Source organism: Glycomyces tarimensis (assembly GCF_054776215.1).
This window is the reverse complement of record NZ_BAAHCB010000020.1, coordinates 57,276-82,517: the sequence shown is the minus strand read 5'-3', so window position 1 is coordinate 82,517 and position 25,242 is coordinate 57,276. Positions and strand designations below refer to the sequence as shown.

General features: G+C 71.3%; 17 protein-coding genes. 4 read left to right on the top strand and 13 right to left on the bottom strand.

Translation table 11 applies throughout. The features are described from left to right. Positions 1 to 940: 940 nt before the first annotated feature. From ACYVK3_RS15030 to ACYVK3_RS15020, 3 genes are all read right to left on the bottom strand, one after another. On the bottom strand, positions 941 to 1,297 hold the full coding sequence (locus ACYVK3_RS15030) for an ArsR/SmtB family transcription factor (RefSeq protein WP_460498148.1): 357 nt from the start codon (positions 1,295 to 1,297) through the stop codon (positions 941 to 943). A 594-nt stretch (positions 1,298 to 1,891) separates the two neighbouring features. Then, the gene (locus ACYVK3_RS15025) at positions 1,892 to 2,914 is read right to left on the bottom strand and encodes a LacI family DNA-binding transcriptional regulator (protein WP_460498147.1); all 1,023 of its coding nucleotides are present in this window, start codon (positions 2,912 to 2,914) and stop codon (positions 1,892 to 1,894) included. Between the two features lie 34 nt (positions 2,915 to 2,948). Further along, on the bottom strand, positions 2,949 to 3,809 hold the full coding sequence (locus ACYVK3_RS15020; RefSeq protein WP_460498146.1) for an HAD family hydrolase: 861 nt from the start codon (positions 3,807 to 3,809) through the stop codon (positions 2,949 to 2,951). 72 nt (positions 3,810 to 3,881) lie between these two features. Here ACYVK3_RS15020 and radA point away from each other — a divergent pair, with 72 nt between their 5' ends. Further along, complete coding sequence (gene radA / locus ACYVK3_RS15015; protein WP_460498145.1) at positions 3,882 to 5,285, top strand: DNA repair protein RadA; 1,404 nt, start codon at positions 3,882 to 3,884, stop codon at positions 5,283 to 5,285. Here the strand turns inward: radA and ACYVK3_RS15010 are convergent. The 3 genes from ACYVK3_RS15010 to ACYVK3_RS15000 all read right to left on the bottom strand — a co-directional run bounded on the left by ACYVK3_RS15010 (position 5,260) and on the right by ACYVK3_RS15000 (position 12,251). Beyond that, entirely contained in the window at positions 5,260 to 8,364 is a 3,105-nt protein-coding gene (locus ACYVK3_RS15010; RefSeq protein ID WP_460498144.1) for an AfsR/SARP family transcriptional regulator, read from the bottom strand. The two genes, radA and ACYVK3_RS15010, sit on opposite strands and share 26 nt — an antisense overlap. A 520-nt stretch (positions 8,365 to 8,884) precedes the next feature. Continuing rightward, on the bottom strand, positions 8,885 to 11,608 hold the full coding sequence (locus ACYVK3_RS15005; protein ID WP_460498143.1) for an ATP-binding protein: 2,724 nt from the start codon (positions 11,606 to 11,608) through the stop codon (positions 8,885 to 8,887). A 52-nt stretch (positions 11,609 to 11,660) separates the two neighbouring features. Next, positions 11,661 to 12,251, bottom strand: coding sequence for an NADPH-dependent FMN reductase (locus ACYVK3_RS15000; protein ID WP_460498142.1), 591 nt, complete (start codon positions 12,249 to 12,251; stop codon positions 11,661 to 11,663). A gap of 157 nt (positions 12,252 to 12,408) precedes the next feature. Between ACYVK3_RS15000 and ACYVK3_RS14995 the strand changes: the two genes are divergently transcribed. Further along, positions 12,409 to 13,785, top strand: a complete 1,377-nt coding sequence (locus tag ACYVK3_RS14995; RefSeq protein WP_460498141.1) for an MFS transporter — start codon at positions 12,409 to 12,411, stop codon at positions 13,783 to 13,785. Between the two features lie 374 nt (positions 13,786 to 14,159). On the opposite strand, the gene ACYVK3_RS14990 is transcribed toward ACYVK3_RS14995, so the two are convergent. Then, positions 14,160 to 16,994, bottom strand: coding sequence for a helix-turn-helix transcriptional regulator (locus ACYVK3_RS14990; RefSeq protein WP_460498140.1), 2,835 nt, complete (start codon positions 16,992 to 16,994; stop codon positions 14,160 to 14,162). Between the two features lie 191 nt (positions 16,995 to 17,185). Between ACYVK3_RS14990 and ACYVK3_RS14985 the strand changes: the two genes are divergently transcribed. After that, the gene (locus tag ACYVK3_RS14985; protein WP_460498139.1) at positions 17,186 to 17,767 is read left to right on the top strand and encodes a hypothetical protein; all 582 of its coding nucleotides are present in this window, start codon (positions 17,186 to 17,188) and stop codon (positions 17,765 to 17,767) included. A gap of 110 nt (positions 17,768 to 17,877) precedes the next feature. Here ACYVK3_RS14985 and ACYVK3_RS14980 read toward each other — a convergent pair whose 3' ends face one another. The 6 genes from ACYVK3_RS14980 to ACYVK3_RS14955 form a co-directional block, all read right to left on the bottom strand. Then, positions 17,878 to 18,789 carry a hydroxymethylglutaryl-CoA lyase gene (locus tag ACYVK3_RS14980; protein ID WP_460498138.1) on the bottom strand — a complete coding sequence of 304 codons (912 nt, stop codon included), beginning with the start codon at positions 18,787 to 18,789 and terminating at the stop codon, positions 17,878 to 17,880. A 23-nt stretch (positions 18,790 to 18,812) separates the two neighbouring features. Beyond that, a complete protein-coding gene (locus tag ACYVK3_RS14975) occupies positions 18,813 to 19,397 on the bottom strand; it encodes a TetR/AcrR family transcriptional regulator (protein ID WP_460498507.1) in 585 nt (194 codons plus the stop codon). 68 nt (positions 19,398 to 19,465) lie between these two features. Continuing rightward, positions 19,466 to 20,635 (bottom strand): mechanosensitive ion channel family protein, encoded by a 1,170-nt coding sequence (locus tag ACYVK3_RS14970; protein ID WP_460498137.1) that lies wholly within the window; start codon positions 20,633 to 20,635, stop codon positions 19,466 to 19,468. Between the two features lie 139 nt (positions 20,636 to 20,774). After that, the gene (locus ACYVK3_RS14965) at positions 20,775 to 21,608 is read right to left on the bottom strand and encodes a mechanosensitive ion channel family protein (protein WP_460498136.1); all 834 of its coding nucleotides are present in this window, start codon (positions 21,606 to 21,608) and stop codon (positions 20,775 to 20,777) included. A 108-nt stretch (positions 21,609 to 21,716) separates the two neighbouring features. Next, entirely contained in the window at positions 21,717 to 22,292 is a 576-nt protein-coding gene (gene dcd / locus ACYVK3_RS14960; RefSeq protein WP_460498135.1) for a dCTP deaminase, read from the bottom strand. Between the two features lie 9 nt (positions 22,293 to 22,301). Then, on the bottom strand, positions 22,302 to 24,437 hold the full coding sequence (locus ACYVK3_RS14955; RefSeq protein WP_460498134.1) for a hypothetical protein: 2,136 nt from the start codon (positions 24,435 to 24,437) through the stop codon (positions 22,302 to 22,304). A 90-nt stretch (positions 24,438 to 24,527) separates the two neighbouring features. On the opposite strand from ACYVK3_RS14955, the gene ACYVK3_RS14950 reads away from it, so the two are divergent. Continuing rightward, positions 24,528 to 25,235 (top strand): glycosyltransferase family 2 protein, encoded by a 708-nt coding sequence (locus ACYVK3_RS14950; RefSeq protein ID WP_460498133.1) that lies wholly within the window; start codon positions 24,528 to 24,530, stop codon positions 25,233 to 25,235. Positions 25,236 to 25,242 lie beyond the last annotated feature (7 nt).

The following is a 25,242-nucleotide window of genomic DNA, read 5'->3' as shown; positions in this document are numbered from 1 at the left end:
CTCCAGCACCGACTGGACGGCCGTGTCGCTGCGAGCCGGCGCCTCGGGAATGGCCGGGCCGAAGCCGTTGCTCGCGAGCAGCTCCGAGTAGTCGGGGCTGCCGTAGGAGCGCAGCAGGTTCGAGGCGGCCTCGCGGCGGTCGTCGTCGAGGTCGGTGGTGACGAGCATCGGGTACTCGAACTGCCCCACCTGGACGGTGCCCGCGGGCGGTTGGAGGCCAGAGCTCTGGGCGCTGTCGAGCATCGCGACCGCCGGGGCGGACATGACCGGGTGGGCGTCGGGGCTCTCGGCGCCGGCGACGGTCTCCTCGTCCACGCCGAACATCACGATCCACATGAGGCTCGCCGCGTCGTTCCGGGGGTCCTCGAGGGCGACCTCGGCGGTCTCGGGGTTGACGGTGGTGGGGTCGACGCCCTCGGGCAGCGCGAGACCGACTGCGCCGGTGGCGGTGGAGGCGTCGTAGACCTCCCACCGCTCGCCGAGGCCGGTCTCGGGGATGTCCAGGACGAGATCCGTCTCGGGGATCCACACGTCGGCCTCGGTGTCGGCGATCTCGCTGGTGGGCACGGCGCGGACCGTGATGTCGGCGCACACGTCCGAACCGCGCGAGGGCGCGCCGCCCCCTTGGTCCACGAAGGTCTCCAGGACCGGGGCGATCTCCGGGGTCGCGGCCACGGTGAGCGTGGTCTCGGTGCCGCAGGACTGCACGTGGGCGATGGCCGCGTTCAATGTGTACACGGTCACCGGCGCGAAGACCGCCAGGAGCGCGGCACCGCCGAGAAGGCGACGTCCCTCTTTCGAGAGACGTCGCGGTCTGCGGTGTCGGCCGGTCATGTAACAAGTGTATGACCCGACACGGATCCAGTCGAGCTCCCGTTTTCAGTTATCCGATGGCGACCGAGCGCCAGAGCCGGTGAGGGCGGCCCTGCGGCGGCTCGGTCTAGCGACGGCGACGGCGCTTCGGGGGCGTCAGCAGGTCTGCGACGATCCGCATCGTCTCGGGGACGAGTCGGAAGTAGGCCCACACCCCGCGCTTGTCGCGCTGGACGACCCCGGCCTCGGCCAGGATGCGGAGGTGGTGGCTTACGGTCGGCTGGGACAGGCCCAGCGGTTCGGTCAGCTCGGCCACGCAGGCTTCCTGTTCAGGAGAGGCCTGGATGAGGCTGATGAGCTGGAGTCGATTCGGATCGGCAAGTGCTTTGAGGACACCTGCGATGCGTTCTGCGTCGGCCTTGGAGATCGTCTCGCCGCTCACTGGTGACACAGGCGTCTCGGCCTCGGCGGTGACTCGCACCATGATCGTGTTCCTTCCGGATTGGTTCAGCGTCGGCTCTGGATCAGGCCGCGCTGCCATCAATCCAGTTCCAACCCTGAATATGCCCTCGCGGTGTAGCCGGGCGGTAACGACGACGCTTCCGGCACGCAAAGGATTCGGTTCCTTGTCACTGAGCGAGGAGCTGCACCACGGCTCCCGCCAGATCTAACGCCGAGAGTACGCCGCCCGTACCAACTGGGCCACCACCATTTGCGGATCGATTTCCGCCGCCAGGCCGATTTCGACGGGGCGGACGCGGACTACCAGGCAATATATCCATGTACGCCAATATTTAATCGTTTGCAAATCCTCGCGTGAGATAGACGTCACTCTGTGTTGGTGACGAACATCTCAGTATCTAGAACGGGACGGACCCGCAGCGTACGCCCAGCGGATGACACCCTATAGGATGTTGCCTATATAGGTCTGCGATACCGCTTTCCGACAAGTCGACCCTGGCGAGCCCCGACCCGAACCCCACTCACGAAGGCGTCCGAACGTTGTCGGCGCCGCAATGCACACGAGTCGCGCGACGCCCCGGCGGACGCCGCCACCGCTCCCCCGAATCCGAAACGACTATTCCCCGCGGGGCCTCGCCGTCGAATCGCGCTCGATGAGCTCGGCGCTGATCGACAGCTCCTCGGGGAATTCCCCGTCCTCCTCCAACGCCGCCTCGAGCGCCTTGACGCCCATGTCGTGCAAGGGCAGCGCCACCGTGGTGAGCGACGGGGTCAGGTCCCGAACGACCGGGATGTCGTCGAAGCCGGCCACCGAGACCTCCTCGGGAATCCGCACGCCGCCCTCGCGCAGCGCCGAGCACAGGCCCGTGGCCTGGACGTCGCCGGTCACGAACACCGCGGTCGGCAGCGAAGCGCGCTCCAGCAGCTCGCGCCCGGCGTGATAGCCGCCGTCGCGGCTGAACTCGGAGGCGACGTGCACCACCTTCGCGTCGGCCGGGAGCGCTCCGACGAAGCCGTCGCGGCGCTCGCGCACCACTTGGAGCTGCTCGGGCCCGGACACCACCGCGAACTCGCGGTGGCCGAGGTCGACCAGGTACCGCGCCAGCGCGCCCGCACCCTCGCGGTTGGCCGGGCGCACCACCCGGCCGGGCAGTCCAGGCTGCCCGACGCTGACCACGGTCGCGCCGAGTTCGAGCAGATCGGACAGGTGGTCGGCGAGCCTGGACTCGGCCTCCTCGTCGGTGGTCCGCGAGCCGGCGACGATGACCGCGCGCGGCCGGTAGCCGCGCAGGGAGTCCAGGTGCTGCACCTCGGAGTCGGGGTCGATGCCGGTGTCGGCGATGAGCACGCGGACGTTGCGACGGGCCGCCTCCTCCAGGACGCCGCCCGCGATCTGCCCGAAGTAGGGGTCGGTCACGTCGTGCAGCAGCAGTGCCACGGTCTGCGAAGTGGACCGGGCCAGGACCTGCGCTCCCACGTTGGGGGCGTACCGCAACCGGCGTGCCGCCTCGCGCACCCGCTCGCTCAGTTGGTCGCTCACCCGGTGCGGGGAGCCGTTGAGGACGCGCGAGGCGGTGGCCACCGAGACGCCGGCGGCTCGAGCGACATCGGCCAGTCGGGCCGGTTGTTTGCGTTCCATTTCGCAGAGGCTACCCACCTTGGGAAAGCGCTGCTCAAGCGGTCCTGAGACGCCGGTCCCTCCACACGCGCCAGACCACATACGCACCAGCGGCCACCGCCAGACCCGCAGCGGCGTACTTCAGTCGCGCCGGGCCGGACAGGGCCGGGCGCAGCGCGACCGGGCGACGGAAGGCCAGCTGCGGCCAGCCCTCCTCGATCGCGACGCGGCGCAGGCCCCGGTCGGGGTTGACCGCGCGGGGAAAGCCGACGCTGCGCAGCATCGGCTCGTCGGTGATGGAGTCGGAGTAGGCGAAGGACGCCTCGAGGTCGATGCCGCGCTCGGAGGCGAAGTCCTTGATCGCGTCGGCCTTGGCCTGACCGGCGGCGTAGAAGTCGATCTCGCCGGTGAAGCGGCCCTCGGCGTCGACGACCATGCGGGTGGCGATGACGTCGGTGACGCCGAGCATCCGGCCGATCGGCGCGACCATCTCCTCGCCGGAGGCGCTGACCAGGACGACCGACCGGCCCGCGGCGCGGTGGGCCTCGATGAGCGCGGCGGCCTCGGCGTAGACGAACGGGTCGATGAGTTCGTGGAGGGTCTCGTCGACGATGGAACGCACCTGGTCGGCGGGCCAGCCGCGCGAGAGCCGAGCGACGTAGTCGCGGGTGCGGGCCATCTGCTCCTCGTCCGAGGAGCCGCCGAGGCGGAACACCATATGCGAGTAAGCGACCTTGAGCACGTCGCGGCGGCCGAGCAGGCCGCCCTTGTACAGGGGCCGGCTGAACGCCAGCGTGCTCGCCTTGGCGATGACCGTCTTGTCGAGATCGAAGAAGACGGCGCCGCGGCCCTGCGATGCTCGCGTCCGCTCAGGAGACCGTGCCGGTGAGCCGTTGGTCGGCTCCTCTGAATCCATGCCGCCAGTTTATGCACAACGAGCGACATCGGCTTGCGCTTATGTGTCGGCCACGACCCGTACGCTTGCGCCATGCCGAAAGCCACGCGGATCTCGTACGCCTGCGCCGCCTGCGGCCACCGCGTCCCCAAATGGGTCGGGCAGTGCCCCGACTGCGGGGAGTGGGGGTCGATGGAGGAGACGGCCTCGCCGCCGCGGCAGGCGGCCGGGCCGGGACCCGCCGCCACCGGCGCGCGCCGTCCGGCCTCGCCGGCCCAGCGGATCGGCGCGGTCTCGGCCGCGCAGGCCGCGAGCCTGCCCACGGGCATCGGCGAATTCGACCGCGTCATGGGCGGCGGCCTGGTGCCCGGTGGCGTCTCGCTCATCTCCGGGGAGCCCGGCGTCGGCAAGTCGACGCTGCTGCTGGAGGTGGCGCACCGCTTCGGGGAGTCAGGCTACGGGCGCGCGCTCGTGGCCACCGGCGAGGAGTCGGCCTCGCAGGTGCGCCGTCGCGCCGACCGCACCGGCTGCCTGTCCGAGGAGCTCTACCTGGCCGCGGAGACGGATTTGGGCGCCGTCCTCGGCCACGTCGAGGACGTCAAGCCCGGCCTGCTGATCCTCGACAGCGTCCAGACGGTCGTCGCGGGCGACGCCGACGGCGTCCCCGGCGGGGTCACGCAGGTCAAGTCGGTGGCCAGCGCGGTCATCGCCGAGGCCAAGGCCCGCAATATGGCCGTGATCCTCGTCGGCCATGTCACCAAGGACGGCGGCATCGCCGGGCCGCGGGCCCTGGAGCACCTCGTGGACACGGTCATGCACTTCGAGGGCGACCGGCACTCGATGCTGCGGCTGCTGCGCGGGGTGAAGAACCGGTTCGGGCCGGCCGACGAGGTGGGCTGCTTCGAGATGACCGAGGACGGGATCGTGTCGCTGGCCGATCCTTCGGGGCTGTTCCTCGACGACGCGCCCAGCGAGCCGACGCCGGGCACGTGCGTGACGGTGACGATGGAGGGCCGCCGGGCGGTGCCGGTCGAGATCCAAGCGCTGCTGGGCAAGTCCATCAAAGATGGAGCGGTGCCGCGCCACACCGTCTCGGGCCTCGATCAGGCCCGTTTGAACATGGTGCTGGCGGTGCTGACGCGGCGCGGCGGAATGCGGCTGCTCGACCGCGAGGTGTACGCCACGACGATCGGCGGCATCCGGATCCGCGAGACCGCCTCAGACCTGGCCCTCGCGTTGGCGCTGGTGAGCGCCGAGCAGGAGATCGCGGTGAGCGCGGACCTCGTGGCGATCGGGGAGGTGTCGCTGACCGGCCAGGTGCGCCGGACGGTGAATGCCGACCGGCGATTGACCGAGGCCGGGCGCCTGGGTTTCAAGACGGCGATCGTGCCGAAGGGCTCGGTGTCGGAGCGGCACAGCGCGCTCGAGGTGATCGAGGTGGAGACCATCAACGACGCGAAAATGGCGGCGGCTAGGACGTGGGCGAAGCGCGGGTGACGCTTCCCCGGCCCGGTCGGAGATGCTCCGCGGCGTCGATCGCGGCGAGCAGGCCGCGCGCACGGTCCTGGAGGAGCCGGTATTCGCACGCCTCCGCCGTCTCCAGGGCGGCGGTCGCGTCGCGGCGGGCCCGTTCGGTCTCGCCGAGCTTCAGGAGCGCGGCGGCGCGCCCGCAGGTCGCCTCGACCCGGTAGTAGGCGCCGTCGTCGCCGATCAGTTCGAGCGCGCGGTCGTAGTGGCCGACGGCCTCGCGGTGTTCGCCGAGGGCGTCGCGGACCGCGGCGAGCGCCGACAGCGCGTTCGATTCGACGCGGTGGTCGGAGAACGCGCCGTGGCTCTCGACGGCGCGGGTGGCGAACTTGAGTGCTTCGCCGTCACGCCCGGAGGCGAGATGGATGCGTGCGGCCAGGGTGAGGTGGGCGCTGTTGTGGCCGATGCCGCCGCCGTCGCTTCGCGCGGCGAGCACTTCATCGATGTAGGACCGCGCCTCGTCGAGGTCGCCGCGAAGGAGGTGCGCGAGGGCGAGATTGGCGCGCAAGGACGCCTCGAAGGTGAACTTGCCGTGCTCGACCGCCAGTTCGAGGGCCTCTTCAAGGTGGCCGATGGCGGTGTCGACCTCGCCGAGGTGGTTGTGGGCGACGGCGAGCATCGTCAAGGCGGCGCATCGGCCTTCGGCCTTGCCCAGTTCTCGGTAGGCAAGCTCAGCCGCCTCTGCGTGTGCGATCGCCTCGCGGAGGCGGCCCAGGCTGGCGCAGGCGTGTGCGATGTTCTGCTGGGCGGCGGCCCGGCAGGGGAGGAGGTCGGCCTCGGAGGCGAGCTCGACGGCGCGCAGACCGTGGTCGATCGCGTCCTGGGGTCGGTTGGAGCGCAGCAGCGCGGTGACCAGGCTGAGCTCGGCGACGGTCTGGCCGGCCAGGTCGCCTTCGGCTCGCGCGGCGGCGAGAGCGGCCCGTCCCGCCCGCAGGCCGTCGGCACCGTGGACCCCGAGCCACATGTATCCGCGCAGGACATCGTTGAGCAGCCATGAGATGCGGCGCGGACCGTGGTCGGCGGCGTGGAGGACGACCGCGAGAAGGTTCTTGTGCTCGGCCTTCAGCCACGCGCCGGCGGTCGCGGCGTCCATTTCGATCGGCGTCTCGCGGCGTTCGGGCAGCGGGAGGTGGAAGAAACTCGGGTACAGGCGGCCACGGCAGGCGTCCGCCCGGTGCAGATACCACTTGAGCAGGCGCTCGACCGCCGTGTCGATGTCGGCCCGAGAGTCCTCGGTCTCGGCGCGTTCGGCGGCGTAGAGCCCGAGCAGGTCGTGGAGGCGGTAGCGGCCGGGACGGTGGCGCTCGACCAGGTGGGCCCCGACGAGTCGGTCCAGGGCGCGCTCGGCCGCGTCGGCGCCGGTGCCGGCGAGGCTCGCGGCCGCCTCGGCGGTGATGTCCGGTCCCGGGATCGTGCCGAGCAGGCGGAACAGTCGCCGTGCGTCATGTGGCATGGCGCGATACGAGGACTCGAACACCGCTCGCACGGCCGCGTCGTCGGCGCTGCCGACGATTTGGAGCGAGCCCAGGCGGTCGTCCCCGGCGAGCCGGGCGATATAGGAGGCCACGTCGGGCCGGGGGCCCTCGGACAGGTTGGCGGCGGCGATCCGCAGCGCCAGCGGCAGGCGTCCGCACAGGTCGGCCAGTTCCTCCGCCGCGGCGGCCGGCACCGCGACCAGTCGCGCGACGAGGTCGCGCGCGTCGAGGTCCGCGAGCGGTCCGAGCGTGAGCGAGGTGCCCCCGTGCCAAGCGATCAGTCCGCCGATGCGGCGGCGGCTGGTGACGACCACCATGGAGCCCGCTCCGCCCGGCAGCAAGGGCCGGACCTGGTCGGCGTCGGCGGCGTTGTCGAGCACGATGAGCATGCGCCGGCCGCCGGTGCGGGTGCGGAGGCGAGCGGCGGCCTGATCGGCGTCGAGCGGGATGTGCGCGGGCGGCACGCCGAGGGAGGAGAGCATCGTCCCCAGTGCCTCGATCGGCCGCAATGGCGGTGCGTCGCCGTGTCCGCGCAGGTCGATGTACAGCTGTCCGTCGGGAAAGCGGTCGGCGGCGCGGTGCGCCCAGTGGACGGCCAGGGCGGTCTTGCCGATGCCTCCCATGCCGGTGATCACGGCCAGCGGCGCCGGACCGGAGCCGTCGGCCAGTCGGTCGAGGGCCCGCAGTTCGGCGTCCCTGCCGGTGAAGGGATAGGGCGGCCTGGGCAGTTCGCGCGGGACTTCGGAGGGCCGTTCTCCGCTCTCGGCCGCGATCGGCCCCACCGAGACCCAAGTCGCGCCCAGGCTCCCGGTCGCGACGTCCGCCAGCCGCTCGTCCGAGCGCAGGACGGCCTCGTGCATGCGCCGCAGCGTCGCTCCGGGCTCGACGCCGAGCTGGTCGACCATCTGCGCCCGCGTGCCACGGAACACCGCGAGCGCATCGGTCTGCCGTCCGGCGCGGTAGAGCGCGAGCATCAGCAGGGCGCCGAGGTGTTCGTCGTAGGGATGTTCACCGGCCAGTTCGGACAGTGAGGAGAGCACTTCGGCGTGTCGGCCCAGGTCGAGGCTGAGCTCGTGCATTTCCCGCAGGGCGCTGAAGCGACGCGCGGCGAGGCGGTCGGCCGCGGCGGCGATGAGGCTGGACCGGGCGATGCCGTCGTAGGGTTCGCCGCGCCACAGGGAGAGGGCGCGACGCACGGTGCCGAGCGCGGTCTCCGCGTGGCCGCTCTCGCGTTCGCGCCGGGCGCGTGCGGTCAGCTCGGTGAAGCGCATGGCGTCGAACTCGTCCGGGGTCACGGTGATCTGGTATCCGGCCGCGCCGCGCACGATGTGCCCGGCGTCGCCGATGTTGCGGCGCAGCCGGTGGAGGTGCACCTGGATGCTGGCGGCGGCGCTCGGAGGCGGGGATCCGGCCCAGGCGACCTCGATCAGCTGGTCGACGGTGAGCTGGCGACCGGCCCGGGCCAGCAGGGCCGCGAGCAGGCGGCGGCGCAGCGGCGACGGCTGCGGTCCCGGCACGTCGCCGATGCTGACTTCCAACGGCCCCAGCACCCTGAAGTCGACGGGCTCAGGCACTCGGTGTCACTCCGTTCGTCTGGTGAGCGGGCGATGGGCGGCTGGTCGGTGTACTGGCTCTCGTATTGCTCGACCGCGCCCCCGAACCGCTCGTAGTGGTCGGTCTCCGACTGTCCGCGGTCGGCGGCGCTCAGGGCCGGTCGGCGGCGCGGATCTCGGCGACACGGTCCATTGTCCCCGACTCGTCCATACGGATCTGATACTGGTCGACCGCTCCGCCGACGCCTTGCCGGAGGTGCCGGAGAAGCTCCTCGGCCCCGCGGCGCGCGGGATCGTCGCGAGGTCGCGCAGGTGCCGTGCGTCCTCACTGAACGCCTGGTCACCGCTCGGCATGATCGCAGACACTGGTCAGTCCCTATCGGAGGTCGGCGGGGGCGCTGCCGGATCCGTGGCCTCGGTCGGCTCGCGAAGACGGCCGGCGCTCGCCTGCCGCGCTGGACTTCGGCTCCGTGCAATCGCTGGTGAAATCTACGGGGCGCCCCTTGCCGGTCGCTTGCCATCGCATGGCCGGGACCGAGGTTCAGATGCCGAGCTTGGCCAGCTCGGTGCGCGAGGCGACGCCGAGCTTGGGGTACGCCTTGTACAGGTGGTATCCGGCGGTGCGCGGGCTCAGGTACAGCTGCTCCCCGATCTCGCGGTTACTCAGGCCGGCCGCGGCCAGTCGCACGACCTGAAGCTCCTGCGGTGTCAGGCGCTCGGCCAGCCCCGGCCCGGCCTGCACCGGTCCGGCGTCGCCCGCGGCCCGCAGCTCCCGCCGCACCCGTTGGGTCCACGGCGCCGCACCGAGGCGCTCGAAGGCCGCACCGGCCGAGCGCAGCCGCGCCTTGGCCTCGTTGACGCGCCTGGCCCGACGCAGCCACTCGCCCAACAACAGGTTCGTGCGCGCGGTCTCGAACGGGAAGCCGTCGGCCTCGCGGTGGAGCTCGGCGGCGCGCTCGTAGTGCTTGCCGGCCTGCCCCTCGCTCGCCAGCAGGGCGCGGCAGCGCTCGGCGAGCGCCTGCCAGTGCGGCTGGCCGGTGGCGTCGGCCCATTGGTCGAACCAGTCGAAGGCGCCGGCGGTCCGGCCGGGGTCGCCGGCGCGGACGGCCGCCTCGACGGCGGTCGGGACGTGCGTCAGGGCGTCACCGGGCATGTCGGAGTCGAGGAGCGCCATGAACCGGTCGAGCGCCTCATCGAAGCGGCCGAGGCTGAAGTCGAGCAGCGCCAAGGGCGTGTCGATCGCGACGGCGGTGTCGGCGGGGCACTCCTGGCGGGCCAGGTCGATGAGCTCGTGGGTGCGCGCCTCGTCGCCGCGCAACGCCGCGATCGTCGCCAGCAGATGCGTGCGGGCCCTGACGCGCCAGTTGCGCTCCCCCAGCTCCTTGGAGACGTCGATGGCGTTCGCGGCCAGCGCTTCGGCGTCGGCCCAGCGCCCGCGGTGGAACTCGGTGAGGCCGTGGATCAGCAGCGCCCTCGGCAGCGGGCCGGCCGCGCCGGCCTCGCGGCATTCGCGCACGAGGGCCGAGGCGGCGCGCTCGGCGGTGTCGATGTCGCCGATGAGGATCTGCCACCAGACGAACATGGCCCGGTCGTCCAGCGCCGCGTTCTCGCCCAAGGCGTCGTGGACCGCGAGCAGGCGGCGCAGCGCGGCGACGGACTCGGCGACGCCGACCGAGCATCCGCGGTTGAATCCGGCTGAGGCGATGTCGAGGTCGCGGACCCACGGGGTGTGGTCGATGCCGAGCCGCTCGGCGCGGGCGGCGGCCTCGCTCGCGCGCGCGAAGTCCCCGCCCTGCCAAGCGAGCTCGACGGCGCGGAACAGCGGGTAGCCGGCGGCCTCGGGTTTGGCGGCGGTGTAGTGGTCGGCGGCCTCCATCCACAGCCGGAAGGCCTCGCGGATCTCCCCGCCCCAGGACGCGACGGAGGCGCCGACGGTGGTGGCCTCGGCCAGGAGGGCACGGTCGCGGGTGTAGCGGCCGACCTCGAAGGACAGTTCCCTGGCCTTGACCGCGTCGCCCGCCAGCAGCGCGGCCTCGGCGGCGAGCAGGAGGCGGCGGCCCTTCTCCGGGCCGTCGGGAGTGAGGCGGGCGGCCCTCTCGAAGGTCGAGTACTCGACGGCGTGCCCGCCGCAGTCGCCCGCGCATTCGCCGGCGGCCTCGAGCGCGGCGGCGACCGACTCGTCCGGCCCGGTGGTGGCGGCGGCGAGGTGGAAGGCGCGCCTGAAGTCCTCGGGGTCGAGCACCTCGGCGATGGTCCGGTGGATCTCGACGCGCCGGTAGGTCGGGGCGCCCTGGTAGGCGGCGGTGCGGATGAGCGGATGCCCGAACTCGAAGCGGTCGCCGCGGACGCGGATGAGGTCGTCGGCCTCGGCTGGGGCCAAGTCCTCCAGACTCGCGCCGAGCTTGCCAGCGGCGGTGAGGACGGTGCTCGAGTCGCCGGTGTCCTCGGCGGCGATGACGAGCAGGAGCGTGCGCGTGGCCTCGGGCAGGCGGTCGATGCGGTCGGTGAAGGCCTGCGTGAGCCTGGAAGTGGTGGAGTGGCGGTGCCCGGTCCAGTCGGAGGCCAGGCGGGCGTCGGTCTCGTCCGGAGGCAGTTCGAGCAGCGCCAGCGGGTTCCCTTCGGCGGCTTTGAGCATGCGCCGTCGCGTCAGATGCGGCACCGCCGTCAGACGCTCGCCGAGCAGGCTCGCGGCCGATTCGTCGTCGAGCGGACCGACGACGAGCTCGTCGAGGCCGGGCGTGGGGAAGTCGGGCGCGTAGCCGTCGCGGACGGCGAACAGCATCGCGATCGGCTCGGCCGCGAGGCGGCGGGCCACGAACAGCAGCACGTCGGCCGAGTCGCGATCGAGCCAGTGGGCGTCGTCGATCACGCACAGGACCGGCCGCGACGCCGCGGCCTCGGACAGCAGGCTCAGGACGGCGACGCCGACGACGAAACGGTCGGTGCCGGATTTCTCCTTGTCGGCGGGCGCGAGCCCGAGGACCGTGCTGAGCACGCACTGGTGGGCCGCGGACAGCGCCCCGAGGTGCCCGGCGAGGGGCTGCAGGAGCGCTTGCAAGCCCGCGAAGGACCATGCGTGCTCGCTTTCGACGCCGACGCAGCGCAGCACCGTGAAGTCGCCGGCGGACTCGGCGGCGGCGTTCACGAGCGTCGATTTGCCGATGCCGGCCTCGCCCCGCACCACCAGGGCGGTGCCCCGCGAGTCGCGCGCGGCGTCGAGGGCGGAGTCGAGGGCGGCGGTCTCTGCGTCGCGTCCGTGGAGCATGCGTTCAACACTAGCGCCGCGCACGCCCCGGCCTCCCGCTCGCGGGCGAGTCCTAAGCGGGCAACGGAGCCACCTTGCGGGCGTTGACGAGGGCGTGGCCCCACCACTCGAGCTCGGCGAGGAAGTCCTTGGCGAAACGCTCGGCGTCGCTGAAGTCGAAATCGCCGTTCTCGTCGAGCTTCTCCCAGTAGTTCGGGAAGACCAGCGAGTGGCGGATGGTCATGGCGCGGACCTCGGGGAAGACCTGACGCAGGTGCTCGGCCGCGCGCACGCCGCCGGCGCCGCCGCCGTAGGAGATCAGGCCGACGGGCTTGGCGTGCCATTCGCGCATGTAGTAGTCGACGGCGTGCTTGAGCCCGGCCGGGTAGGAGTGGTTGTACTCGGGCGTGACCACGATGAACGCGTCCGCCGCGTGGAGGCGCTCGCCGAGGCTCGTGACCGACTCGGTCGGCTGGCCCGGACGCGACCACAGGTCCTGGTCGGTCATGTACTGCGGCAGCGCGGCGTCGCGCAGGTCGACCAGGTCGACCTCGAATCCGCCGTGCTCGGCGGCCCGCTCGGCGATCCACTTCGCCGGGACCGGGCCGAAGCGGCCCTCGCGGGTCGAACCGATGATGACGGCGAGCTTCAGCTTCTCGGACATGGTGTCCTCATTTCGTTCGTCGTTGCGGGTACGAGAACGACGCTACGAACGGACCGACTGAAGCGGCATCTGTCGACCGACTGGAGGCCGACTGGTCCGGTCGGACCAGTCGTGCTGCAGATGCCGGGCCGGTCGCCTCGACCGTAGCGTCGAGTCCATGACCTCCCCGCTCCAATCGCCCCCCGTCACCGAACGCACCCGCTGGGGTGCGATCGTCGCCGTCGGCTTCGCCCAGCTCGTCGTCGCCGGCGGCATGTCCTCCCTGGCGGTGGGCTTGCCGCCCATCCGCACCGACTTCACCGTCACCGAGGCCGCCACCGCCTGGGTCCTGCTCGCCTACGCCCTCCCGATGGGCGCGGTCGCCATCGCCGCCGGGCGGCTGGCCGACCGCGCCGACCTGCGGGCGGTCGCCGTGTTCTCCATGGGCGGGCTCGGGCTGTTCTCCGTGGTCGCCGCGCTCGCACCGACGTTTCCCGTCCTGTTGGCCGCCCGGGCGGCCCAGGGCCTCATCGGCGGGCTGCTGTTCGGCATGACCGGGCGCATCATCGTCACCTCCGCGACCGAGGCGCAGCGCGGCAGGGCGATGTCGGCGATCACGCTGCTGATGACCGTCGGCGGCATGGGCATGGTCGCGATCGGCGGATTCATCATCGCCGCCTTCGACTGGCGGGGCCTGTTCTGGGTGTTCTTCACGCTGTCGGCGCTGGCGCTGGCCGCGCTGTGGGCGACGGTGCCGAGCAACGGCACCGGCCTGCCGCGCCTGGACCGGGTCGTCCTCGTCGACGTCGCCACCTCCGGCGGCGCGATCGTGACGTTCCTGCTCGCCTTCGAATACCTGGACTCGGCGCCGTGGATCTCCTTGGCCGCCTTGGCGGTGAGTGTCGCGCTCGGCGCGGTGTGGGCGAGCCGGCCCGCGTCGGCGCCGACGGTGGCGCTGCTGCGCAGTCCGATCATGGCCGGAGCACTCGTGAGCCTCACGCTCATGTCGGCGGTGACGGGCCTGTTGAACTTCAGCCTGCCGTTCCTGCTCACCGACGTCCACCACGTGCGCCCGGAGCTGGTGAGCACCGTCCTGCTGACGTTCATCGGCGGCGTCGCGGTGATGACGCCGCTCTCGGGCTTCCTCGCCGACCGCTTCGGCGCGGGCCGCGTCTCGCTGGCCGGCGCCGCCCTCGTGCTGGTCGCGATCGCGCCGCTGCCGTTCGTCGACGAGTCGACGAGCCTGCTCGGCATCGGCGTCCGCGTCGCCGGGCTCGGATCGGCGTTCGGCATCTTCAACACGCCGATGAACACCTACCTGCTGGCGTCGGCACCGCGGGAGCAGTCGGGCACGGCCGGGGCGTTCATGGCGACGACCCGCACGATCGGCACCTCGCTGGGGCCCGTGATCGCCGCGCTGGCGTGGGGCCTGGGCGCGACGGCCGTGGACGGCTACCGCATGTCCGCGTGGGCCGTGGCGGTGATCCTGGTACTGGGGGCGGCGGCGATGGCCGCCGCCAGGCCGTGGCGCGCTCCGGTCCCCGTCGCGGCGTGAACCGCGAGGTGTGCCGCCGCGCGAGCGGCCTGTCAAGAAACCGCGCAAGCGTGAATGTCGGTACGGTCTGGGGCTGCCATCGGGACACGCCCCAATTGGATATCCCGCATTTCTAGGCGGGAGACTCACTCCGGCCCGCGCTGAAGGCGCCCTGATCGTCAAGGACTCCCTGCCGTTCATCCGGTACTCCGAATGCGTCACCGGCCCTCGGGCATGGGTCCTGCGGCACAACCTCAACTCGTATGACGCGAGCTATGTCGCACCGGCCGAACAACTGCAATGTCCACTCGTCACGACCGACGCCAAGATCGAGCGCCACGTCCGGACCGTCGAGATCAAGCTGTACTGACGTCGACGCGGCGCACGGGACCGGCTCACAGGTCCAGTTTGGCCAGTTCCGTCCGGGAGGAGACGCCGAGCTTCGGGTAGGCGTTGTACAAGTGGTAACCCACGGTCCGCGGGCTCACGAACAACTGCTCGCCGATCTGGCGGTTCGTCAGGCCGTCGGCGGCCAGGCGCACCACCTGGAGCTCCTGCGGCGTGAGCTTCTCAGCCAGGTCCGGCTTCGCCTCGATCGTGGTGGAGTCGCCGGCGGCCCGCAGTTCCCCTTGGGCGCGTTCGGTCCACGGGACGGCGCCGAGCCGCTCGAACACCTCGGTGGCCTCGCGCAGGTGCGCCCTCGCCTCGTTGATGCGGCGCTCGCGGCGCAGCCACTCGCCGTAGACGAGTTCGGTGCGTGCCCGCTCGAACGGGTCGATGTCGTCGGCGCGGTGCAGTTCCACGGCCCGCGCGTAGTGCGCGCCGGCCTCCGAGCCCGGCTCCATCATCGCCCGGCACCGCTCCACCAGCGCCTCCCAGTAGGAGCGTCCGGTGGCGTCGGCCCAGTCGGCGAACCAGCCGAAGACCTCCTTGACCTCGCCGAGCCGTCCGCACCGGTAGGCGGCCTCGACCAGGGTCGGGACCTGCGTGAGGATCTCCATCGGCGTGGTGCCCTCGGCGATGCGCTGCATCCGGTCGAACGCGGCCTCATGGCGACCGAGACCCAGATCGAGCAGCCCGAGCGAGGTGTCGGCCGGGATGACCGAGTCTTCCGGGGCGTCCTCGATGGCGGCGGCCACCAGCTCGCGGCAGCGCCGCTCCTCGCCGCGAATGGCGGCGATCGGCAGCAGCACCCACACGCGGCCCTGCATGAGCGCCCGGCGGTCGTTCGTCTCGGCCGCCAGCTCGATCGCGCTCGTCGCCGACGCCTGGGCGTCCGCGTACCGGCCGTAGTGGAGCTGGGTCTGCGCCTGGACGAGCAGGGCCTGGATGAGCGGGCTCGTCGCGCCCGTCTCGCGGCAGTCGCGGACCTTGTCGAGCGCGGCCAGGTGCGCGGCCGGGACGTCCCCCGCCAGGAGCTTCCAGCGCGCCGCCAGCACCTGGTCGAACCGCCGGAAGTCGGCGTGGAGCGGCTGGTAGTAGTCGTACAGGCTCCGCAGCGCGTCGACGGCCTCGCCCGCGTTCACCCATGCCCGGCGGTTCAGCCCGGCGGCGGCGCGCGCCAGGCGCTTCGCCCAGGTGTTGTTCGAGCCGCCGAACCGGGTCGCCAGCTCGTTCGCGTACTCGACCTTGCCGAAATCGCCGGTCTCCCAGGCGTTCCACACACCGCGCAGCAGCGGGTAGCCGGTGTTCTCGTGGCCGTTCACCGCGTAGTGCTCGGCCGATTCCATCCACACGTCGAACGCGCCGGCGTCCCCGGCCCACGAGAGGATCGTGGCCCGGATGAGCGCGGTGCGCGCCAGCAGCACGTGGTTGTCGGTGAGCCGCTCCGCCTTCTCGGCCAGTTCGATCGCCTTGTCCACCAGGCCGGCGGCGTAGGCGGTCTGCGAGGCCTCGACGAGTCGGCGGGCCCGCTCGCACGGGTCGGGGGTGAACGACGCGGCGCGCTCGAGGGCGACCATCTCCGCCACGCATCCGCCGCGCTCGGCCTCATAGGACGCGATGGACTCGAGTGCCGCGGCGGCCTTCTCGTCCAGGCCCGTGGTCGCCGCCGCGAGGTGGCGCGCGTGGCGGATGTCGCCCTCGCCGAACGCCTCGGACAGGGCCCGGTGGGCGTCGATGCGCCTCGCCCGCGTCGCCGAGTGGTACGCGGCCGAGCGGATCAGCGGGTGCACGAACTCGATGCGGCCCAGGTGGTACCGCGCCAGGTCGTCGATCTCGGCGGGCTCCAGGTCGCACAGGTTCGCGCCGAGCTTCTCGGCGGCCTCGGCGATCACGGCCGTCTCGCCGGTCTCTTCGGCGGCGGCCACCAGCAGCAGCGTCCGCGTCGCCTCCGGGAGCGCGATGATCCGCTCGGTGAACGCCTGGCGGATGCGCGACGTGGTCGAATAGCGGCTGTTGGAGGCCTCGTTGACCCGAAGCGGGTCCTCGTGGTCGGCGACCGGAAGTTCGAGGAGCGCGAGCGGGTTGCCCTCGGCCAGGCGCAGGATCCAGTCACGGCTGGTGAACGGCACCGAATCGGAACGGATGTCCAAAATAGCCTGCGAGGCCTCGGTGTCCAAGGGTCCCAATGTCAGCTCGGGGATGCCGGGGGCGGGGAAGTCCGGCGCGAAGCCGTCGCGCACGACCAGGACCATCCCGATCGACTCCGTCGTCAGCCGCCGCGCGGCGAACAGGAGGGCGTCGGTGGAGTCGCGGTCGAGCCAGTGCGCGTCGTCGATCACCACGTAGACCGGCCGCTGCGCCGAAGCGTCCACCAGCAGGTTCAGCACCGCCAGGCCGACCTGGAGCCGCTGCGCACGGCTCGTGCCGTCGCCCATGCCCAGAGCGGTGCGCAGCGCCTCGGCCTGCGCGGCGGGGAGATTGCCGATCCGGTCGAGCAGCGGGTGCAGCAGCATCTGGAGACCGGCGTACGACCAGGTGTGCTCGGCCTCCACGCCGAGCGTTCGCAGGACGGTGAAGCCCTCGGCCCTGGGGATCACGGCATCGACGATGGCGGACTTGCCGATCCCGGGCTCGCCGCGGACGACGAGCGAGCCGCCGTGCCCGAGCCGCGCGCCGTCGAGCAGCGCCTGGATCGCGTCCAGCTCGTCGTCGCGGCCGTACAGGACCGTGCGCGCGGAGTGGGACGGCGCTTCGCAGTAGGCGGGGGCCGCGACGCTGCCGACCTGGCAGTCCGCCGCCTTCGCAGTCGTCTGGACCCCGGTGGCGGGGCGGGCGGTGGGCTTCACGGCGACTCCAGTCCTCGGCACAGCAGGGGGACCTTCCCAGCGTAGCCAGCGCCGCCCCCAGGCGCATCAGTCAAACGACTGGGGTGAACCGGCCCGGGTCCGACCTGGTCGGACGACCGGGTCGAGCCCAGTCATCGAAACCAGTCGTTCGACCTACTTCGCGGCGCCCTTTCGCCCATAACTTCGTCGGCATGGCTACTGACACACACACGCAGCGGCCCACCGCCACGCTGCGATGGGCACCCGTCGTAGCGGCGGCTTACGCGCAGACCACCGCCTTCGCCTCCGCCGCCGCACTCGCCTTCCTCGTCACCGACGCCGCCGCCGAATTCGGCACCGCCGCCGCGGCCCGGCTCTGGCCGCTCGCCGCGCTCGCGCTCGGCCTGGTGGCCGCGGCGAACGCCGCGCGGCGCGTCGGAACGATCGGTCCGGCCCGCTACACCGGCTCGGCCGCGCTGGCGGGGCTGACGCTCGCGGCGTTCGCGACCGCGCTCGCCCCGAACTTCCCGTTCATGCTCGCGACGGCGTTCGTTCTGGGAGTATCGGGCGGGTTGACGGTCGCGATCGCCGGCCGCGTCGTCGCGGCCGCCGAGGTCGGCGACGGCTCGGGCTCGATCGCCCTGTCGGCGCTGGCGGTCCTCGTCGGGATCGTGGCGGCGGTGGGGTCCCTGTTCGTCCTCCCGGAGTTCGGATGGCGTGGCGCGATGGGGCTGATCGTGGTGGCGGCGGTGCTGGCGACGTGGAAGTTCGCTCAGCACGCGCCGAACGAATAGACGTCCGGGTATTCGGAGGTTTACCCGGCGGCCGGGCACGGACGGATCGCGTCCGGAGGTGCCCGGAATCGGGGCCCGGGGGAGGTTCGAGACCCCCGGGCCCCTTCAGTTCATTCGGCGGGCTTGTCGGTCAGGCGCGTGCGCGGGCCGGCGCGCAGCACCCCGGAGTCGAGCTTGCGGCCGACGATCTGCTGGGCGAGTCCGGCAGTGTGGACGAGCGCGTCGAGGTCGATCCCGGTCTCGACGCCCATGTCGTGCAGCATGTGCACGACCTCCTCGGTGGCGACGTTCCCCGAGGCGCCGGGCGCGAACGGGCAGCCGCCGAGGCCGCCGACGCTCGCGTCGAACTCGACGATGCCGCGGTCCATCGCCGTCAGCAGGTTCGCCAGGGCGGTGCCGCGCGTGTCGTGGAAGTGCATGAGCATCGGCAGCTCCGTCTCGACGGCGTCGAGCAGGTCGTTCACGCGCCGCGGCGTGCCCATGCCGGTGGTGTCGCCGAAGGCGATCCGGTCGACTCCGGCCTCGGCGGCCGCGTCGACGAGCCGCGCGACCCGGGCGGGGTCGACGTCCCCCTCGTAGGGACAGCCGAAGCTCGTGGCGATGATGACCTCGACGCTGGCGAGATTCCCGTGCGCGAGCGCGACGATGTCCTCGAACTCGGCGATGGACTCGGCCGTGGGGCGGCCGATGTTGGCGCGGTTGTGCGTGTCCGAGGCGGAGACGACGACCTCGATCGCGGTGAATCCGGCGTCGAGGGCGCGCTCGACGCCCTTGAGGTTCGGGGCGAGCGCGCTGTAGTGGATCCCCGGGTGCTTCTCGACAGCCGCCCACACCTCGGCGGCGTCGGCCATCTGCGGGACGGCCTTGGGGTGGACGAAACTGACGGCCTCGATGCGGGCCAGGCCGGTGCGCGAGAGCGCGTCGACCAGGCGGATTTTGTCCTCAGTGGCCACCGGAGGCTCGTTCTGGAGCCCGTCGCGAGGTGCCACTTCCCGTATCGAGACCCGTTCAGGCTGGTGCATGTTCACGCCTCCTCAAGCCCATGCTAGCCCGGATCGAGCGCCGCCAGGGCGGCCGAGCGGAGCAGGCTCGCGGTCTCCTCGGCGCTGATCTCCTCGCCGAGCGCCAGGAACGGCGTGGAGTTCATCAGGCCGAAGGCGCCGTGCGCGACCACGCGGGCCTGCTCGGGCTTGAGGCCGGGCCGCAGTTCGCACAGCACGCGTACCCATTCCTCGACGTAGACACGCTGGAGCTTGCGGACCTCGCGGCGGGGCTCGGCGGGGAGCCGATCGAGCTCGTGGAGGTGGAGGATGACGATCTCGGGGGAGTCGACGGTGACGGCCAGGTGGAAGTCGACGAGGGCCTCCAGGGCCGCGCGCGGGTCGTCCGAATGCAGTGAGGCGTAGTGCTTGCCCCCGGAACGGAGGCGCTCGGAGACGGGGATGAGCGCGTCGGCGAGCATCTGCTCCTTGCCGCCCTTGAAGTGGTGGTACAGCGCCGGGCCCGTGATGTTCGCGGCCGCGCCGATATCGTCCATCGACACGCCGTGGTAGCCGTACTTGGCCAGCAGCTTCACCGCGACGTCGAGGATCTCGCGGCGGCGCTTGGAGCCGCCGCGCTTGTCGGTCATCTCAAGGCTCACCAGCGCAAGGCTACTCTGGCACGCTCGGCCGCGCAGGGAGTGAAAACCCACCTTTTCTAGGACTCGGGCCCAGGTCGGCGCTGTTCGATGGGCGTCTCGCTGAGCAGCGCCTGGATCTCGGTGGCGTCGATCGACTCGGCGTGGCCGTCCTCGCCGAAGGCGCCGGTGCGCACGTCCATGACCGACTGGTAGCTGTTGACGCGCATTCGCGGGATGCAGTGCGGGTAGGTTTCGACGACCCAGCGGATCATGTGCTCGCGGGCCTCGCATCGCAGGTCCCACTGGTCGGACGGGTTCGACGCCGAGATGAGCAGGCGCAGGCGCATGTAGGGCCCGGTCGAGTCGAGCACGATGACGCCGGACTTGCGCCCGTCCCACAGCGGGTTGGTCACCAGGAAGCGGCGCAGTTCGGCGCGCGCCTCGTCGACCGGCAGGCGCCAGTCGACGTCCATCCTCACCGTGCCGAGCACCTTGGGGTTGTCACGGGTCCAGTTGACGTAAGGGTGGTCCTTGAAATAGGAGGTGGGCAGGACGAGCCGGCGCTCGTCCCAGATCCGTACCACCACATAGGACAGCGTGATCTCCTCGATGCGCCCCCACTCGCCCTCGATGACGACGACGTCCTCGAGGCGCAGCGCGTCGCCGAACGCGAGCTGCATGCCCGCGAAGAGGTTCTGGAGCATGGTCTGCGCCGCCAGGGCCGCGACCACGCCCGCCACGCCGGCCGCGCCGAGCAGCGAGGTCCCCAGGACACGGAGCGCGGGGATGTTGAACAGGATGATCCCGATCGCGACCATCCACACCCCCGCCGAGACGAGGCGATACGTCACTATGGCCTGCGTGCGGCGGCGGCGCCCTCCCACATCGTCCTGGTTGAGCGAACCCCACTGCTCCTGGATGGGGTCCTTGGCGATGCTGAGCAGATTCGAGATCAGCCACGCGCCGGAGATGACGGTGCCGAACAGCAGCGTCTGGCTCAGGTTGCTGTTCCAGCCGTCGTCCCAGCCGTCGGCCGCGACGTCGCTCTGGACGAGCAGCAGGATCTGGACGCCGCCGGTGGCGGCCATGAGCTGCGCGGGACGCAGCGCCTTGTGCATCAGACGCGAGGTCCGCTCAGAGGCATGGCGGAGCAGCAGCCACTTGATCAGCAGGCGCGCTCCGCTGACCGCCAGGGCCGAGAGGACGGCAACCGCCACGACGATCACCCAGGGGTCGAGATTGCGCATGCACCATAGGCTAACGGCAAACGCGAGCGAACCGGACGTCACGTGTCGGTGACATGACATCGGCCGTATTCCCGGTGCGGGAACACGACCGATGGTCAAGCAGCGCTGTTCAATTGTGAGTCATAGTCGTCCAATATGGTCACGGACGCTCGGTCGGGGGCGTCGGCGGCGTTTGGCTGCCGGGGTCGACCGGCGCCTGTGCGCGGGCCTCGGTCGAGGTCTGCGACCGCGCCCCGGGCTGTTCGTCGGTGTCCGCGCCGTAACGCTCCGATGTGTACGTCTGCCCCAGCGGATCGCTCGTCGACTGCGTCGTCGACCTCATCTTCGAGGTCTCGTTCTCGGCGGTGTTGAGCATCCGCTCCCAGCGCTGGCGCATGGGCTGGATGAGGCCGCCCCCGACGCCGACGATGACGACGCCGGCGACCGCGGCGAGCACCGTCCACAGGAGCGGCTGGGTGACGCTGTCGGCGATACCGACCTGGCTGGTCGCGGCCACGGCGCCGATGAAGACGATCGCGACCTGCGCGATCCTGGCGAGGGTCTTGCCGTAGCCGGTGTTCGACAGCATGCCGTTGATCAATCCGTAGACGGCGTTGGCGATCGCCATGGCGACCACCACGATCAGGATGGCGACGAACAGCTGCGGCAGCCACGCGACGAGGTCGTTCAGCAGGTCCGAGACCGGGTTGGGGCCGAACGCTCCGAATGCCAGTTGCAGCGTGAAGAGCAGCAGGGTGTAGTAGACGAGCTTGCCGAACAGCCCGCTCAGTTCGAATCTGCCCGTGAACCGGTGGACGCCGGATCGCTCGCCGAGGCGGTCCAGTCCCACCTTGGCGAGCAGCTTTCCGATCATCTTGCCGATGAATTTGGCAACGATCCAGCCGATGACCAGGATCGCGAGGAAAGCGAGAGCTCGCGGCACGAACTGCACAATGTCGTCGAACGCGTTCTGAAGGCTCTGCGTGATGTCCATGTTCGCAGATTAAGCCAAATATCCGCGCTTATCCGGCCGTTAGCGCAATAAGGGGATGCCCGCCTTGAGCCGCGCGGCGAAAACAATGACATCGGTGTCATTCTCGCGCTAGGTCGGCCAGATGCGCCATTTCTGCCATGACTTCGACGGGGTCGGGCCGCGCTGGTCCTGATACCGGGAGCCGGTCTGGGACGAACCGTACGGGTGCTGGGCCGGGCTGGAGAGTTTGAAGACGCACAGCTGGCCGATCTTCATCCCCGGCCACAGGGTGATCGGCAGGTTCGCGACGTTCGACAGCTCGAGGGTGACGTGCCCGGAGAAACCCGGGTCGATGAATCCGGCCGTGGAGTGGGTGAGCAGTCCGAGGCGGCCGAGGCTCGACTTGCCTTCGAGGCGGGCGGCCAGGTCGTTCGGGAGGCTGACGACCTCGAGGGTCGAGGCGAGCACGAACTCGCCGGGGTGGAGCACGAACGGCTCGTCCTCGGCGACGTCGACCGGCTCGGTGAGGTCGTCCTGCCGCACGGACGGGTCGATGTGGGTGTACTTCTGGTTGTTGAAGACCCGGAACCGCCGGTCGAGGCGCACGTCGACGCTGGAGGGCTGGACGAGTTCGGGCTCGTACGGGTCCAGGCCCAGGCGTTGGTTCTTGACGGCATCGACGATGTCGCGGTCGCTCAGCAGCATGGCCACAGGCTAACGCGTCGACGGCACCGCATAGCCCACGGTGCCCAGGTCGTGGAACTCCCAGCCCTCGGGCACGAACGATTCGCACTCCTCGAGGTCCTCGGCGCAGACGATGGCGTCGACGTCGGCCACGTCGGCCGGCTCCCGGCCGGGCACGACCGACTGGAGCGCGAGCAGCTCGGTGCCCTCGGGCAGCATGACCCACCACGGGTACTCCCAGGAATCGTTCCCCTGGACGAGGCCGACGGTCTCGGCGCCCGAGTCGCCCACGGCGGCGGCGGCCTCCTCGTATTGCGGCAGCCATTCGAGGCGGCGGACGAAGCGCTCCTCGTCGTCGGTCATCGTGAAGACCGACCAGGCGCCGGTCAGGCGGCGCGGGTAGCCGTACGCGACGGTCAGGAGGCCCGCGAGCGAGGCGGTGACGCCGAAGGTGCCGAGAACGGCCCAGGCGACGGCCTTGCGGCGCCGCTCGACCAGCCTCCGCCCGAGCGCGGCGGCGAGGAGGCCGGCGACGGGCGCGCCGAGGACGACCAGGAAGAGCAGCAGTCGGTTGATCCACGGCTGCCACGCGACCGTGGCGCACACGAGGAGCGCCGCGATGCCGAGGGCGGCGACGTAGGCGCGGCGCAGTCCCGGGCCCTTGGCGAAGCACCATGCCGCGCCGACGAGCACGGCCAGGCCGGTGAGCGGGAACGCGGCGCGGTCCTCGTCGGGGTACCAGGCCGGTACGGGAAAGGCCGAGTCGCCGAAGGTGGCGTCGGGATCGTTGACGTCGACGCCGAGGAGGTCGGCGAAGGCCTCGATTCCAGCGGCGGCCGCGTCCGAGATCGGGCGCAGCGGCGTATCGAGGGCGGTGTGGGCGATGCGCAGGCCGTTGACGGCGATCAGGCGCGGGTCGGCCGACTGGACGCCGATGGACTCGCGCAGCATCGGCGGTCCGAGCGGGGAGCCGAACTCGGACTGCATGCGAGCCAGGAACGGGCCGACGACGACCAGCGCCAGCGCGAGCACGGCGACGGAGGCGCCGACGGTGCGCACTCGGGTTACGAGGGCGCGCGAGACGTCGGTGCGCGAGCATTGCCCGGGCCCGTGCCCGCACAGGCACGGGCGGCGGCGCCGGCCGTCGCGGACCAGGCGGCCGACGCCCCACAGGAGCAGGAGCGGGGCGGCGGCGAGCAGACCGCTGGTCTTGGTGACGGCGATGAGGCCGAGGGCCAGTCCGAGGTAGAGCGCGTCCGAGCCGGGCGGATTCATGGCTCGCGCACTTCGTCGAGCAGGGGCGGCGGGGTCGGACGCTCGCAGATCGGCATGCTCGCCGGGGCGAGTGAACTCGTCGAGCACCATGGTGGCGAGCGAGGCGACCCAGGCGGCGGTGACGAGATCGACCTGGGTGCTCGAGGCCTGGAGGAGGACTTCGGGGGTGGTGGCGAGGACGAAGACGGTGGCGAGCTGGGCCATGGGTCCGCCGCCGAGCTGGGCGGCGATGCGTGAGGCGGCCAGGGCGGCGCCGACGCCGGCGAGGAGCTGGACGAGGTTGTAGGCGCCGTCGCCGCCACTGAGCAGCCGCAGGTGCGTGAGGAGGTACTCGGCGCCGGGAGTGATGTCGACCTGGCGGTGGATCTCGGTGGCGTAGACGTCGACCGTGGCGTTCTGGACCCAGTGCTCGATGCGGGGCAGGTGGTAGGTCTGAGAGTCGAAGTTGTTCGGGGACGAGGCGATCGCGAGGACCCCGGCGCTGATGAACAGGATCGCGATGACGCAGGCGAGGGCCCACTGCCAGCCGGGGGCGGCGGCAGCGGCGGACTTGGTGCGGCGCCAGGTCCGCCGGGTGGCGCCGCGGCGGGACCTGAGCTGCTCGGCCAGGGACGCCCCGGCGGGGGCGACGTCCCGCAGGCAGCGGACGATGACGGCCGCGAGGACGGCGAGGGTGGCGGCGATCCAGGCGGCCAGGACGACACCGGCGTTGAGGGCGTGCGCCGCGGACGCGGCCTCGACGACCACGACGGCCCAGGCGCCGAGGAGGACGGCGGCTCGGACGACCGCCAGGCGCATGGGCGCGACGACGGCGCCTTCGAGTGGCCGGAGCGCGTAGGCGAGGGCGGGCAGGAGGACGAGGAGCCACAGGACGAGCAGCACGGCCTCCATTGAACACGACCGTCCCTCCCGATGACGCCGCGGCAAGGCCGCGCGTTATGGTTTTGAAATAGTGTTCGGAAGCGCGGGGGTGGAGCAGCGATGCTGTTGTCGATTCTCGTCCCGGTATTCAATGAGGAGCGCCTCGCCGCCGGGACGCTGAAAGAGCTGCTCGCAGTGGACTTCCCCTGCGAGACCGAGATCGTGGCCGTCGATGACGGGTCGCGCGACCGGTCATGGGAAGTGCTGCAGACCTTCGAGGATGAAGTTCGCGTCAAGCTGATCCGCCATACGCGCAACCGCGGCAAGGGCGCGGCCATTCGCACCGCCGCGAAAAAGGCCTCGGGCGATTATGTAGTGGTATTCGACGCCGATGGCGAATACGAGGCGGGCGATCTGGCGAGACTGCTGGCGCCGGTCCTCGACGGCAAGGCCGAGGTGGTGTACGGCTCGCGCACGTTCGGCTCGCACTCGGCGTATTCGTTCTGGTACGTGATGGGCAACAAGGGCATCACGCTCGCCGCGAACGTCCTCTTCAACTCCTACATCTCGGACCTCGAGACCTGCTACAAGCTCATGCCGCGCGAACTCTACCTGGATTTGCAGGTGCGCTCGGCGGGCTTCGGCATGGAGGCCGAGCTGACGGCGAAGCTGCTCAAGCGGGGCATCCGGCCGTTCGAGGTGCCGATCTCCTACACGGCGCGCAGCCGCGAGGAGGGCAAGAAGATCACCTGGACCGACGGCGTCCACGCCCTGTGGCTCCTCGGCAGGGAGCGGGTTCGCCGCCGGTCCGTGGTCAGACGGCGATGACCCGGAC